11 protein-coding genes are annotated in these 13987 nt (G+C 67.4%); 3 read left to right on the top strand and 8 right to left on the bottom strand.

Annotation, left to right across the window (positions count from 1 at the left end; translation table 11 throughout):
- The first annotated feature begins 38 nt into the window (after positions 1-38).
- On the top strand, positions 39-905 hold the full coding sequence (gene sigI / locus ABH933_RS36800; RefSeq protein WP_429424590.1) for an RNA polymerase sigma factor SigI: 867 nt from the start codon (positions 39-41) through the stop codon (positions 903-905).
- Positions 906-964: 59 nt separating this feature from the next.
- Here sigI and ABH933_RS36795 read toward each other — a convergent pair whose 3' ends face one another.
- Both ABH933_RS36795 and lpdA read right to left on the bottom strand, forming a co-directional pair.
- On the bottom strand, positions 965-1624 hold the full coding sequence (locus ABH933_RS36795) for a Uma2 family endonuclease (protein WP_429424588.1): 660 nt from the start codon (positions 1622-1624) through the stop codon (positions 965-967).
- A 246-nt stretch (positions 1625-1870) separates the two neighbouring features.
- Complete coding sequence (lpdA, locus tag ABH933_RS36790; protein WP_215915517.1) at positions 1871-3274, bottom strand: dihydrolipoyl dehydrogenase; 1404 nt, start codon at positions 3272-3274, stop codon at positions 1871-1873.
- A gap of 112 nt (positions 3275-3386) precedes the next feature.
- Between lpdA and ABH933_RS36785 the strand changes: the two genes are divergently transcribed.
- Entirely contained in the window at positions 3387-5441 is a 2055-nt protein-coding gene (locus ABH933_RS36785) for a prolyl oligopeptidase family serine peptidase (RefSeq protein ID WP_429424586.1), read from the top strand.
- A gap of 26 nt (positions 5442-5467) precedes the next feature.
- On the opposite strand, the gene ABH933_RS36780 is transcribed toward ABH933_RS36785, so the two are convergent.
- The 6 genes from ABH933_RS36780 to ABH933_RS36755 all read right to left on the bottom strand — a co-directional run bounded on the left by ABH933_RS36780 (position 5468) and on the right by ABH933_RS36755 (position 12019).
- Positions 5468-6328, bottom strand: coding sequence for an alpha/beta hydrolase family protein (locus tag ABH933_RS36780; protein WP_215915515.1), 861 nt, complete (start codon positions 6326-6328; stop codon positions 5468-5470).
- Positions 6329-6520: 192 nt separating this feature from the next.
- Positions 6521-8176, bottom strand: coding sequence for an NAD-binding protein (locus ABH933_RS36775; protein ID WP_429424584.1), 1656 nt, complete (start codon positions 8174-8176; stop codon positions 6521-6523).
- A gap of 22 nt (positions 8177-8198) precedes the next feature.
- Positions 8199-8804 carry a TetR/AcrR family transcriptional regulator gene (locus ABH933_RS36770; protein ID WP_429424582.1) on the bottom strand — a complete coding sequence of 202 codons (606 nt, stop codon included), beginning with the start codon at positions 8802-8804 and terminating at the stop codon, positions 8199-8201.
- Positions 8805-9261: 457 nt separating this feature from the next.
- Positions 9262-10299, bottom strand: coding sequence for a 4-hydroxy-2-oxovalerate aldolase (gene dmpG, locus ABH933_RS36765; RefSeq protein WP_429424580.1), 1038 nt, complete (start codon positions 10297-10299; stop codon positions 9262-9264).
- A gap of 12 nt (positions 10300-10311) precedes the next feature.
- Positions 10312-11220, bottom strand: coding sequence for an acetaldehyde dehydrogenase (acetylating) (locus ABH933_RS36760; protein ID WP_429424816.1), 909 nt, complete (start codon positions 11218-11220; stop codon positions 10312-10314).
- Positions 11221-11233: 13 nt separating this feature from the next.
- Positions 11234-12019: a 2-keto-4-pentenoate hydratase gene (locus ABH933_RS36755; RefSeq protein ID WP_429424814.1), complete on the bottom strand. Its 786-nt coding sequence runs from the start codon at positions 12017-12019 to the stop codon at positions 11234-11236.
- A 139-nt stretch (positions 12020-12158) separates the two neighbouring features.
- On the opposite strand from ABH933_RS36755, the gene kstD reads away from it, so the two are divergent.
- Positions 12159-13847, top strand: coding sequence for a 3-oxosteroid 1-dehydrogenase (gene kstD / locus ABH933_RS36750; protein ID WP_429424578.1), 1689 nt, complete (start codon positions 12159-12161; stop codon positions 13845-13847).
- Positions 13848-13987 lie beyond the last annotated feature (140 nt).

Genomic DNA, 13987 nt, shown 5'->3' with positions numbered 1-13987 from the left:
CGTGTAACTTTCCCGCCGCCCATCTCGTCCGGGACGATATGGAGATGACCCGCGATCTCGCCAACCCGTGGCGAGCACACCGCCACCACCTGGTCGGCTTGGCCCTGCGCATGCTGGGCGATGTCGGCGCGGCCGAGGATGTAGTGCAGGAGGCGTTCACCAGGCTCGCCCGCACGCCGGACGTGGAGGACGATCGCGCCTGGCTGACCACGGTGACCGCGCACCTGTGCCTGGACCAGCTGCGCAGCGCCCGGATGCGCCGCGAGACCCCGGCCGACCCGCTCGATCTGACCGACCGGATCTCGCTGACGCACCCCCCGGACACCGACCCTGCCGACCGCGTCACCCTGGACCAGGAGGTGCAGGGGGCGATGTTCGTTGTCCTGCAACGCCTGAGCCCCGCCGAGCGCGTCGCATTCATCCTGCACGACGTCTTCTCGCTACCGTTCGAGACGATCGCCGAGACCCTCGGCCGCCCGATCGGCACTTGCCGCCAGCTCGCTCGCCGCGCCCGCCAGAAGATCGCCGCCGCCGAGAGCTCCTCGAAAACCGTTGCGCAGGAACAGCATCACGAGGTCACTCGCACCTTTATCGAGGCCTGCGCCGGCGGAGACATCGTCGCCCTGGCGGCTGTGCTGCACGAGGACGCCTGGGGGCTGGCAACCTTCCTGCCCGGCACCGGCTTCGACCCCGTCCTGAGCCACGGCCCCCAGGACATCATTGCCAACCTGACCCGCTACTTCGACCCGGAAGTCACGATGGTCCCGCACCCGGCCTACGGCCGCCCTGCGATCCTCTCCTCTCGTGACAACCGACTGTTCGCCGTCCTGGTCCTGACCATCGACAACGGCTTGATCCACCGGATCGATGCCGTCGTCGACCCGACCGCGAATTCCCCACGGTGAGACTGTTCCGCTTCGTCAGCGACAACATCAGCGGCCGACACACTTCGGCGCCGCTGCATCTACTCCCAGGGCGTCCACTCGTCGGTATGGATTGAGATGCCGAACGGCTCCGGCAGCTCGATCGTCTCCCCGAACTTCCAGCTCACCGACTCCTGGTAGCTGCCGGATTCGCGATCCGGTTCGGTGTACAGCGTGGATACAGCCACCTTCGGGTCTCGATCGACGATCAGGTAATACTCGATCCCAACTCTCGCGTACCCGTTCCACTTGCTCGGGCGGGCCCGTCGGGGGCCAGGGCGGCGATCCTCGGCGGCAGTAGATGGCGAGGTGACCTCGACGGCGAATGCCAATTGATTTGGCAGGAGCTTGTGCACGTCATCGCGAACCGCCTGTCGCACGATGTCCCGGTCCATCACGCACAGGTCGGGGATGTACCCGTCATGAATATCGCTGAGATTCAGATCCTGCATCTGTACACAAATCCACCGGAACTCCGGATTGGTGGCCTTGGCCACCGCAATCACTTCGTGAATATCGCTCACGATCACGCTGTGCGCAAGCTTTGGTCCAGGTGCCACAACGATTTCCCCCCCGATGATCTCGGCCCGCGTGCCGTCGTGCGGCAGGTCGAGGATGTCCGCCAGCTCGTCTCGCATCCACAGGTCATAGGGATCTTCAGGCAACTCACTATGCCGGTGGACTACAGCCATAACGCTCATGATGTGTATCCCTCCCTCGTTCTGGGCACCGCAATCGTAAGCAGGACATCGCGAATAACACCAGCTCAACCCCGCATCCGCACCCTTTCCAGGGCGACACACCGACGAACACCCAAGACACGCAGTATCTGGAATTTCCAGAGTGGCGTAATCCAATTCGCTGCGTCGCAGCGACCCACGCACACAAAGGCGCCCTCCGGTCCGAAAACCGAAGGGCGCCTTCACGATACAGTTCAGCTGAACAACTCAGAAGTTGATCATGTGCCCGGCCAGCCCGTGGATCGCCTCCTGCAGCGCCTCGCTCAGGGTCGGGTGGGTGTGCACGTTGCGGGCCAGCTCGTTGACCGTCAGATCCCACTTCTGCGCCAGCGTCAGCTCGGGCAGCAGCTCGGAGACGTCGGGGCCGATGAGATGCCCGCCGATCAGCTCGCCGTACTTGGCGTCGGCGATCAGCTTCACGAAACCGGTCGGGTCGCCCAGGCCGTGGGCCTTGCCGTTGGCCGTGAACGGGAAGGTCGCGACCTTCACGTCGTAGCCCTCCGCGCGCGCCTGCTCCTCGGTCAGGCCGAAGCTGGCAACCTGCGGCTGGCAGAAGGTGGCGCGCGGCATCATCCGGTAGTCGCCCAGCGACTGGGTCTCCGCACCGGCGATGGTCTCGGCCGCGACCACGCCCTGCGCCTCCGCGACGTGGGCGAGCTGCAGCATCGCGGTGACGTCACCGATGGCGTAGATGTGCGGGACGCTGGTGCGCATGTAGTCGTCGATCGCGATGGCGCCGCGGTCGGTGAGCTGCACGCCGGTGGCCTCGAGGCCGAAGCCCCGCACCCGGGGCGCGAAGCCGACGGCCTGCAGCACCTTGTCGACGGTGACGGTCTCGACCGCGCCGGACTTGTTGTCCCTGATCGAGACGGTGACCTTGGTGCCGTTGTCCTCGATGGACTGCACCGAGGCACCGGTGGTGATGGTGACGCCCAGCTTCTTGTACGCCTTGGTGATCTCCTTGGAGACGTCGGCGTCCTCGTTCGGCAGCGCGCGGTCCAGGAACTCCACGATGCGCACGTCGACGCCGTAGTTCTTCAGGACGTAGGCGAACTCCATGCCGATCGCACCCGCGCCCACGATGAGGATCGACCCGGGCAGGTCGCGGGTGAGGATCTGCTCCTCGTAGGTGACCACGTTCGCCGACAGCGAGGTGCCCGGCAGCAGCTTGGTCTCGGTGCCGGTGGCGATGATCGCGTTGTCGAAGGTGATCGTCTCGCTGTTGCCGTTGCTCAGCGCGACCGAGAGCGTGTGGGAGTCGGTGAAAGTACCCTTCCCATCGAACTCGTCGATCTTGTTCTTCTTCATCAGGAAATGAACGCCCTTGACGCGGCCGTCGGCGACCTTGCGGCTGCGGTCGAACGCCGCGCCGAAGTCGAAGCTCGCCTCGCCGGAGATTCCGAACGTCCTGGCTTCCTTGGTGAAGATATGCGCAAGCTCCGCATTGCGCAGCAGGGCCTTGGACGGAATGCACCCGACGTTCAGGCACACCCCGCCCCAGTATTTCTGCTCGACGATCGCTGTTCGCAAACCGAGCTGAGCAGCGCGGATCGCGGCGACGTAACCGCCGGGCCCAGCGCCGAGAACGACGACATCGTAGTGGGAAGTCACGACCTCGAGCCTAACGCAGAGCGATATCCGCGGCAGGGGCAGGTTTGCGCACATCGGTATGCCGCGGCCGTTCGGTGCGAGGCGGGGCGGACCGTCGGTAAGAATGGCTCTTATGAGTCAGGAGCAGCAGACCGATCCGTACCTCTGGCTGGAGGAGGTGACCGGGGACCGGGCGCTCGATTTCGCCCGGGCACACAACGACGTGGTCGTCGAGCGGTTCGCCACCTCGGATCGGTTCAGCGCGCTGGAGCATCGCATCCTCGACCTGCTCGACACCGACGCCCGCATCCCGTACCCGGCCCGCCGCGGCGCCTGGCTGTACAACTTCTGGCGCGACGCCGAGCACTCCAAGGGCCTGTGGCGCCGTACCACGTTCGCCGAATACGCGACCGCGGATCCGGACTGGGAGGTCCTGATCGACCTCGACGCGCTGGCCGCGGCGGAGGAGGAGAACTGGGTGTGGGGCGGCGCGGCGGTGCTGCGCCCGGATCAGTCGCTCGCGCTGATCAGCCTCTCGCGCGGCGGCGCCGATGCCAAGGTGGTGCGCGAATTCGATATGGTGACCAAGCAATTCCGGGACGAGGCGGCCGGCGGTTTCTTTCTGCCGGAGGCAAAATCCCAGCTTCGCTGGATCGACGCCGATACCGTCTATGTCGGAACCGATTTCGGCCCGGATTCGCTGACCGATTCCGGATATCCGCGAATCGCCAAGCGCTGGAAGCGCGGAACTCCCCTCGAGGAGGCGGTGACGATCTTCGAGGGCGAGGCGGGCGATGTCTCGGTGTCCGCCGGCTACGACCGCACGCCGGGCTATGAAAGGCATTTCGTCTCCCGCGCCACGGATTTCTTCAACGAGATCGTCTATCTGCTCGCGGACGACGGCTCGCTGATCCACCTGGACGCGCCCACCGACGCCTCGGTGTCCTGGTACAAGGACTGGTTGCTGCTGCGGCTGAAGACGCCGTGGGAGGTGGGCGGTCGAACCTATCCCGCGGGCGCGCTGATCACCACGGATCTGAACGAATTCCTCGACGGCACACGCGATTTCGAGGTCATCTTCACCCCCGACGAGCACACCGCCCTGCACGGTTACGGCTGGACCGAGCACCACCTGCTGCTCATCACGCTCGAGGACGTCCAGACCAAGCTGTACGTGCTGACCCCGGGCCAGGCCTGGACCCGCGAACCGCTCGCCGACACCCCGGCGATGTCGACCACCAACGTCATGAATCTGGATCCGCTCGAGGGCGGGGACGAATTCATGCTCACCACGAGCGGTTTCACCACCCCGGCCACGCTGCTGTCCGGTGCGGTGGGGAAGTCGGCCACGCTGCTCAAGCAGGAGCCCGGCTTCTTCGACGCCGAGGGCATCGAGACCGAGCAGTTCTTCGCCACCTCCGACGACGGAACGCGGGTGCCGTACTTCGTGATTCGCCACCGCGATCACCGCGACCGGCCGATCCCGGCGGTGATGTCCGGCTACGGCGGCTTCGAGATCTCCCGGACCCCCGCCTACAGCGGCGCCTCGGGCATGGGCTGGCTCGAGCGCGGCGGCGCCTGGGTGATGACGAACATCCGCGGCGGCGGCGAATACGGGCCGCAGTGGCACACCCAGGCGCAGAAGGCCAACCGGCACCGGGTCTACGAGGACTTCTCCTCGATCGCGAAAGACCTTGTCGCACGCGGGATCACGACCGCACCGCAACTGGGAGCGGTGGGCGGCAGCAACGGCGGCCTGCTGATGGGCGTGATGCTCACCCGCTACCCGGAGCTGTTCGGCGCCATCGTCTGCCAGGTGCCGCTGCTGGACATGCGGCGCTACCACCTGCTGCTCGCGGGCGCCTCCTGGGTCGCCGAGTACGGCGACCCGGACAAGCCCGAGGAATGGGAGTACATCTCCCGGTACTCGCCCTATCAGAACACCCGCGCCGAGGCCGCCTATCCCCCGATCCTGCTCACCACCTCCACCCGCGACGACCGCGTCCACCCCGGGCACGCCCGGAAAATGGCCGCGCTCCTGGAGGAACAGGGCCACACCGTCTGGTACCACGAGAACATCGAGGGTGGGCACGGCGGCGCCGCCGACAACAAGCAGATGGCGTTCCAGGCGACCCTGATCTACGAGTTCTTCACCCAGATGCTGATCGAGAAACGCACGACGGCCTGACCGCCCCACGTCGACCCGCCGGGCGCTCACCGATCCCGCAGCCACCGCTCGATGCGGTCGACGGTGGTCTGCGGATCGGTGATCCATCCGTTGTGGCCCAGCGGTTTCGGCTCGTGCCAGGTGGTGATGGCCGCGTCGGGCAGCTTCTCCAGCAGGTGCTCGGCCGCGCCGCGCGGGGTCGCCTCGTCGCCCTCGACCGTGATCGACAGCACCGGCAGCTTCAGCCGGGCGATGCGCTCCTCGTAGTCGATATCGGCGCCGACGGGGACGAATCGCCCGGTGCGGGCCAACCGCGCCCAGTCGGAGATCAGCACCCTGGACTGCCGGCCGAAACCGCCCGCGGTGACGCGGTCGCCGGGCCAGAACCCGGCCAGATGGGCGGTCAGCGAGACCGCGGCGGGGCCCAGCAGCATGCCCGAGCGGGCGATGCCGCTGTAGCCGCGGTAGTACGGGGTGCCCGAGGCGACCAGCACGATTCCGCCGAGGCGCCCGCGAATCCGCGCGGCGTACATCACCCCCAGCTGCCCACCCATGCTGTGCCCCAGCAGAATCGGCGTACTGTCCGGGAAGCGGTCGCGCACGACCTCGAACATCGCCGGGAAGTCGACCGAGACGAGTTCGTGGTACCCGTAGGCGCTGTCGGCGTCCGGTTTGGGCCGGGAGTCACCATTGCCGCGCAGCTCCCCGATCGCCACGTCGACGCCACGTCCGGCCAGCTCCTTGGCGAAATCGCTGTAGTAGATCGCGGGCACCCCCAGGCCCGGAATGATCACCACGACCGCGCGCGGCGCATCCGCCGTGATCGGGTGTCGATGCTTCCCCCATGCCGGAATCAACCGCACCGGCACCGTGCTGCCGTCGGGCACCTGGATCGGAACAGTCTCCATGTCCGAACGCTACCGCGCGAAGCTCACGGTGATCCGCACCCCTATGTCCGTCCGTCGGTGCGGGCCGCACGGCTGCCACCACGATCGGCGGCAATCGCGGCGACCGTGCCATCGGCCGGCAGGGCGGGATCGCGGTCCGGCCGCATTCACCCACCCCACCGGCTCCGCAAGCTCCGCCGACTTGCGATCCCCCTAGGGGCCGAGCCGTTCGGGAGCGCTCTCGGTGCGGGCGAGCAGGTCGTCGAGGCCCGTTCTGGTCGTGACGACGACCAGCTGATTCCCCTCGGCCAGCACGGTTTCCGGGCCGGGTCGCCATTCCAGCACCGCACCGGCGTCGCGCTGCAGGGCGAGCACCCGGACGTATTCGGGCAGGTTCGCGGTGCCGATGGGCTTGTCCACCAGGTCCGAACCGGCCTGGACGGGCACCTCGGCCACCATCAGGGTGGTGTGGTCGACCGCGAGCGTCGCGATCACCCGGCGCTCGCTCATCGCCGCGGCGAAACCGTCGGCGGCGAGCTGAAAGACGCTGCGCACCACCGCCTTACGTAGCGTGCGCTGCACCCGGTCGGCAAGGTCGTCGTCGGACAGGCGCAGCACCACCCGCAGATCGTCCCGATAGGACTGGCCGAGCATCGCGGCCTCCAGATTCACCGCATCGCTGCTGGTGGCCACCACCAGCGCCCGGGCCCGCGCGATCCCGGCCGCGCGCAGCGAGTCCTCCCAGGTAGCCTGGCCGATCACCACGGGCACCCCGAGCGTGCGGGCCAGCGGAACGCCGCGGGCGTTCTCGTCGTGGTCCAGCCCGACCACCCGGACCCCGAGGTCGCTGAGCTGCTCGAGCACGCGCATGCCGACATTGCCGAGCCCGGCCACCACGACGTGGTCCTCGAATCGCGCCGGATCCGGGATGGTGAAATCGGCCAGCTGCGCCCGCAGTACCCCGCCGACCACCAGCGCGGTGACCACCGGCGTCATCGTCAGCCCGAGGAAGGTGATGGTCAGCTGCAGCACCTTGAACAGCGCGGACTTCTCCGGCTCCGGCGCGGCCGCGCCCGCCGCGTCGAGCATCGTCTCGTATGCCGCTGCGCCCCAGCCCGTTCCGATCAGCACCAGCAGGCAGCAGCCGAGGGCGATGAGCGCCACCAGGCCCAACAGCAGGCGAATCAGGTCGTGGCGCACCAGATATCGGAGCAGGCTCAGCCACAGGCGCGGCCGGCCGGGCGAATACGACGCGCGCCCGGACAGCGCGAGCACCCGGCCGTCCGCGGCGGCGGGCGGCACCAGGGTGATCTCCTCACCCGTTTCGACGGCCAGCCCGCACACCACCCGCTCCGGCGGCGTCTCCGGGGCTTCGGCGACGTAGAGCGTTCGATCGCTCAGCCGCAGATAGTCGACCGTCCGCTCGCTGATCGCGGCCGCGAGGAACGACGGCGCCGCCTCCGCCGAGATGGACATCACGACGCAGTCGGCGAACAGCGTCCGGATCCGAAAGCCCAGGCTGGTGTTGAACATCCGGATCACGAGCCGAATCTGCGGATTCAGCTCGTGTGCGCGCAACGCCGAGTGGAAGTTCGCCACATCGCCCTGATCCACCAGCGCCAGCGCCCGTGCCTCGGCAACACCGGCCGCGCGCAGTGTCGCCTCATCGATCCGCTCGGCACACTGGATCCGCACGCGTTCGAGCTGTTCGAGCTGCGGGACGTAACCGCCGTTGCGATTGGGCAGCACGACCGTGACGGTCCCGTCCGCGAACCGAGTCACCAGGCGCAGCGCCAGTTGATAGACCAGCGGATTGTTCCCGCAGACAACGAAACTCGGGCCCGGCTCGGATACCTCGTCGGTGCTCACCCTTGCGATGCTAGCGGCCTACCTAGGCGCTGACAGCGCCTAGGATGATGCGCCGCAACACCCGGATCACATCGTCGAGGGCCGGTCGCGGATCGGTACCGCTCCAGGCATCCACGACGTAGTTGACCGCGCCGATGATCGCCAGCACCCGCATCTCGTAGTCGCCGGGCGGGATTTCTCCATGTAGCGCAGCATCTTCCGCGGCGCCGGCAAGGAGCGCACCCCAGGCGCGGCGCAGCTCGAGGCGGAACTTCTCCACCTTCGGGCCGGCGCCGACCACCTCCACCAGCGCGACACGCGCCTTGCGTGGATCGCGGCCGATGGCTTCGATGTAGGCCCGCACCGCGGCATCGATGGTGTCGACCGCCGACGCGTCGGCGCGGTCGGCGAGGACGGTGGCCACGGCCTCGCGCGATTGCCGGTCGATCTGTTCGTATAGCTCCAGTAGCAGCGATTCGCGTCCGGTGAACTCCTCGTAGAACTGTCGAGACGAGAGCCCGGCGTCCTTGCAGATTGCGCCGACCGAGCTATTGCCATAGCCGTCGCGCGCGAACACCGTTAATCCCGACTCCAGAAAACGCGCACGTCGTTGCCGCTGCCGGTCTTCTACGGGCTGCCCGGCGTACATTCTGCCCGCATTCGTCTCCTGTGACATTGCGCCAGACAATACAGAAGGGCCCGATCCCCTCGTCATGGATCGGGCCCTTCGGTTACGCTTCCAGCTAACCCGACATTAGCCGGAAGTTGGCTGAATTACCGACATTCCGGATGACCTACCGCATCCAACCGGCAACCAGCCATTAGCTGATTCGGACCACCCCGAATCTGCCTCGGCAAGCATATCCTTTTTACAGGATTTTTCTAGTCCAAAATCGCTTCGCTCCGCACCCGGCGGAAACGGGCAGCGGAAACCGCCCCACGATCGTCCAATCGGCCATGCGCCGATAGTCGTTACGTCCGAGAGGTACTTCTGTGAACGGGCGTAGCACCTACCGGACGAAGCGAGAATTCGGCGGGACTACCCGGCCCGCAAACGGCAAAGGGCCGCGGACGGTTTCCCGTCCGCGGCCCTCCCACACCGAATATCAGGCGGTGACGGCCTGCTGCTCCCGCTGCAACTCCAGCGCGATGTCGATCAGCTGATCCTCCTGGCCGCCGACCAGCTTGCGCTTGCCGGCGCGCACCAGCATCTCCGCCGCGGAGACCCCGTACCGCTCGGCCTGGCGCTCGGCATGCTTGAGGAAGCTGGAGTACACGCCCGCGTAGCCCATCATCAGGGCCTGGCGATCGAGCAGGCACTCCTGCGGCATCACCGGGCGCACAACGTCTTCCGCGGCGTCGGCGATCGCGAAGAAGTCGATGCCGGTCTTGATGCCCAGCTTGTCGCAGACACCGACGAACGCCTCGACCGGGGTGTTGCCCGCGCCCGCGCCGAAACGCCGTGCACTGCCGTCGATCTGCTTGGCGCCCGCCTTCACCGCGTACACCGAGTTGGCCACGGCCAGGTCCAGGTTCTCGTGACCGTGGAAGCCGACCTGCGCGTCGTCACCGAGCTCGGCCACGACCGCGGCGATGCGGTCGGAGACCTGATCCAGCACCAGCGCGCCCGCGGAATCGACCACGTACACGCACTGGCATCCGGCGTCGGCCATGATGCGCGCCTGCTTGGCCAGCACCTCCGGCGGCTGGGAGTGCGACATCATCAGGAAGCCAACGGTTTCCAGTCCCAGCTCGCGGGCCAGTCCGAAGTGCTGGATAGACACGTCGGCCTCGGTGCAGTGCGTGGCGATGCGCACGATCGAGGCGCCGTTGTCCTGGGAGACCTTGATGTCCTCCTTGACCCCGACGCCCGGCAGCATCAGCACCGCGATCTTGGCCCGCTTGGCCGTCTGCGCGGCGATCGTGACCAGTTCCTGCTCAGGGGTTTTGGAGAAGCCGTAGTTGAACGAGGAGCCGCCCAGGCCGTCGCCGTGGGTCACCTCGATCACCGGCACGCCCGCGCCGTCCAGCGCGGCGACGACGTCGCGCACCTCGGTCGCGGTGAACTGGTGCCGCTTGTGATGCGAACCGTCGCGCAGCGAGGTATCGGTGACGCGGATGTCGAGTTCTTGCGAATAAGGCATGTCTATTCCTTCCTACACCCGAGCCGAGAGGATCCGGTCGGCCAGAACTTCGCCCACGCGGGTGGCGGCGGCGGTCATGATGTCGAGGTTGCCCGAGTACGGCGGCAGGAAATCGCCCGCGCCCTCGACCTCGACGAAGATCGAAACCTTGGCCATGCCACCGGAAATCACCGAGGGCTCGTCGAACTGCGGCTCGTTGAGCAGGCGGTAGCCGGGTACATACTGCTGCACCGACTTCTCCATCCGGTGAATGGATTCGGTGATGGCGTCGTGGTCGGCATCCTCCGGGATCGCGCAGAAGATGGTGTCGCGCATGATCATCGGCGGCTCGGCCGGATTCAGGATGATGATTGCCTTGCCGCGCTGCGCGCCGCCGATGGTCTCCACACCCCGGGACGTGGTCTTGGTGAATTCGTCTATGTTGGCGCGGGTTCCGGGGCCGGCGGACACCGACGACACCGAGGCCACGATCTCCGCGTAGGGCACCGGCACGACGCGCGAGACGGCCGCGACCATCGGAATCGTCGCCTGGCCACCGCAGGTGATCATGTTGACATTCGGTGCGTCCGTGAGGGAGTCGAGGTTCACCGAGGGAATCACGGCCGGTCCGACCGCGGCCGGGGTCAGGTCGATCGCCTTGATGCCGGCGGCCTCGTACTTGGGCGCGTACTCGCGGTGCACGTACGCCGAGGTGGCCTCGAACAGCAGGTCCGGTTTCTGCGGCAGCGCCAGCAGCCAGTCCGCTCCCTCGTGCGAGGTCTCGAGGCCCAGGCCCCGGGCCCGCTTCAAACCCTCACTGTCCGGGTCGATTCCGACCATCCAGCGCGGCTCGATGCTCTCCGAGCGCAGCAGCTTGTACAGCAGGTCGGTGCTGATGTTGCCCGATCCCACGATCGCGGCGGTGACTTTCCCCACGGTTATCTCCTACGGGCTTCTAGCTGAATTGCAGACGGACAGAGCCGAGTCCGGCGAACTCGGCGTGGAAGACATCGCCCGGACGGGCATCGATGGCGCGGGTGCACGAGCCGGGCAGCACGATGTCCCCGGCCTTCAGGCGCACGCCGAACGAGGCGACCTTGCGGGCCAGCCAGGCCACCGCGATGGTCGGATCGCCCAGCACCGCGTCGCTGCGCCCCTCGGCGACGACCTCGCCGTTGCGGGTGAGCCGGGCGTCGATCTTCTTGATGTCCAACTGATCCGGCGCGACGCGCTCGGGTCCGAGCACCCACCCGCACGACGACGCGTTGTCGGCGATGGTGTCGCACAGCGCGATCTTCCAGTCCTTGATGCGGGTGTCGATCAGCTCGATCGAGGGCGCGTAGGCGACCGTCGCGGCCAGCACGTCGGCCTCGGTGCAGTCCTCGCCGGGCAGGTCGGCGCCGAGCACGAAGCCGACCTCCACCTCCACCCGCGGGTACAGATACTTGGAGGTGTCCACCGGAACGTCCTCGAAGACCTGCATGTCGGCGAGCAGGTGCCCGTAGTCGGGCTCGTCCACGCCCATCATCTTCTGCATCGCCTCGGACGACAGCCCGACCTTGTGGCCGACGACCTTCGCGCCCGCGTCGAGACGCTTACGGATGTTGATGAGCTGGATCTCGTAGGCATCGACGACGTCGATCCCGGGATGCCGCACGACCAGCGGGTCGATCGGCACCCGGTCGCGTTCGGCGGCCGCGAGCTCCGCGGCCAGTTCGCTCCGTACCGCGTCGGACAGCACGCTCATTCCTTCCACTGGGGCCCCGGTCGGTGGCCGAGACAGAAACTGAAACGAGTTTTCCTGCGAAAACCTGCCTCAGCAGCACCTTCTGCCAGACCAATATAGACCAACCCGGGACTGATTCTATAACGTGTTCTACATGACTGATCGGGAATACGACGTGGTGGTGGTCGGCAGCGGCGCCGCCGGGATGACCGCCGCCCTCGCCGCGGCGCACCACGGCCTGCGCACGGTGCTCATCGAGAAGACCGCGCACTACGGGGGGAACACCGCCCGCAGCGGCGGCGGTGTGTGGGTCCCGGGCAACAAGGCGCTGCAGGCCTCGGGACGCCCCGATGACCGCGAGGACGCGCGCACCTATCTGCACAGCATCATCGGCGATGCCGCGCCCGCCGACCGGATCGACACCTACATCGACCGCGGCGCCGAGGCGTTCGACTTCGTGCTGGACCACACCCCGCTGAAGATGCGCTGGGTGCCCAACTACTCCGACTACTACCCGGAGGCCCCCGGCGGCCGGTCCACGGGACGCTCCTGCGAGCCGAAGCCCTTCAACGCCAAGATCCTCGGCGCCGAGCGGTTCAACCTGGAGCCGCCCTACGCCAAGGCGCCGCTGAACGTCGTGGTCACCCAGGCCGACTTCGTCAAGCTGAACCTGATCAAGCGGCACCCGGTCGGCATGCTGCGCGCCATGCGCGTCGGCGCGCGCACCTACTGGGCCAAGGCCACCGGCAAGCATCTGCTGGGTATGGGCCAGGCGCTCATCGCCGCCATGCGCAAGGGCCTGCTGGACGCGAACGTGCCGCTGCTGCTGAACACCCCGCTGACCGGGCTGGTCGTCGAGGACGGGCGCGTCGTCGGCGTCGAGGCAACGCAGGACGGCGAGCCGGTCACCTTCCGCGCCCGCTACGGCGTCGTGCTGGGCTCGGGCGGCTTCGAACACAACGCCGAGATGCGGCACAAGTACCAGCGCGAGCCGATCACCACCGAGTGGACCACGGGCGCGGCCGGCAACACCGGCGACGGCATCACCGCGGGCATGGCCGTCGGCGCCGACATCGACGTCATGGAGGACGCGTGGTGGGGACCGACCCTCTTCAAGGGCGGCCGGCCGTGGTTCGCGCTGGCCGAGCGCAATCTGCCCGGCAGCATCATGGTCGACGCGGGCGGCAAGCGATTCGGTAACGAGTCCGCTCCTTACGTCGAGGCCGTGCACACGATGTACGGCGGCAAATATGGACAGGGTGAGGGCCCGGGCGAACACGTGCCCGCGTGGCTGGTGTTCGACCAGCGCTACCGCAACCGCTACATTTTCGCCGGATTGCAGCCCGGCCAGCGCATTCCGTCCCGCTGGATGGAAAACGACCTGATCGTCAAGGCCGACACCCTGCCCGAGCTGGCCGAGAAGATCGGCGTGCCGGCCGACGCGCTCGCCGAGACCGTCACCCGCTTCAACGGCTTCGCCGAAAAGGGGAAAGACGAGGACTTCGGGCGCGGCAACAGCGCGTACGACCGCTACTACGGCGACCCGACGGTGAAGCCGAATCCGAGCCTGGCCGGGCTGGTGCAGGGCCCGTACTACGCGGCCAAGATGGTGCCCGGCGACCTCGGCACCAAGGGCGGCCTGGTCACCGACACCGCGGGGCGGGTGCTGCGCGAGGACGAGACCGTCATCGAGGGGCTGTACGCCTCGGGCAACTGCTCCGCGCCGGTCATGGGCCACACCTACGCCGGACCGGGCGCGACCATCGGCCCCGCGATCGCGTTCGGGTACCTGGCGATCAAGGACATCGTCGAGCGGGTGCAGCCCCGCGCCGCGGCCAAGTAGGAGATATTCGGTGAGCGGGATCGGCGACGGAATTGTGAACAGGTTCGTCCACGATGGAGACGATCCGGTCGATCCCGCGGCCCCGAGTTCGTGCGGGCGCGCCGAAACGAACTTCCGGCTGCCGACCGCAGCCGTGACCA

This window comes from Nocardia sp. GP40, from assembly GCF_050434125.1.
Taxonomy (GTDB): domain Bacteria; phylum Actinomycetota; class Actinomycetes; order Mycobacteriales; family Mycobacteriaceae; genus Nocardia; species Nocardia albiluteola.
This window is presented reverse-complemented; position numbering and strand designations above follow the sequence as displayed.

Coding starts and splice junctions, on each gene's coding strand:
- sigI (WP_429424590.1), top strand. CDS start 39: ATGGAGATGACCCGCGATCTCGCCAACCCGTGGCGAGCACACCGCCAC.
- ABH933_RS36795 (WP_429424588.1), bottom strand. CDS start 1,624: ATGAGCGTTATGGCTGTAGTCCACCGGCATAGTGAGTTGCCTGAAGAT.
- ABH933_RS36785 (WP_429424586.1), top strand. CDS start 3,387: ATGAGTCAGGAGCAGCAGACCGATCCGTACCTCTGGCTGGAGGAGGTG.
- ABH933_RS36780 (WP_215915515.1), bottom strand. CDS start 6,328: ATGGAGACTGTTCCGATCCAGGTGCCCGACGGCAGCACGGTGCCGGTG.
- ABH933_RS36770 (WP_429424582.1), bottom strand. CDS start 8,804: ATGTACGCCGGGCAGCCCGTAGAAGACCGGCAGCGGCAACGACGTGCG.
- dmpG (WP_429424580.1), bottom strand. CDS start 10,299: ATGCCTTATTCGCAAGAACTCGACATCCGCGTCACCGATACCTCGCTG.
- kstD (WP_429424578.1), top strand. CDS start 12,159: ATGACTGATCGGGAATACGACGTGGTGGTGGTCGGCAGCGGCGCCGCC.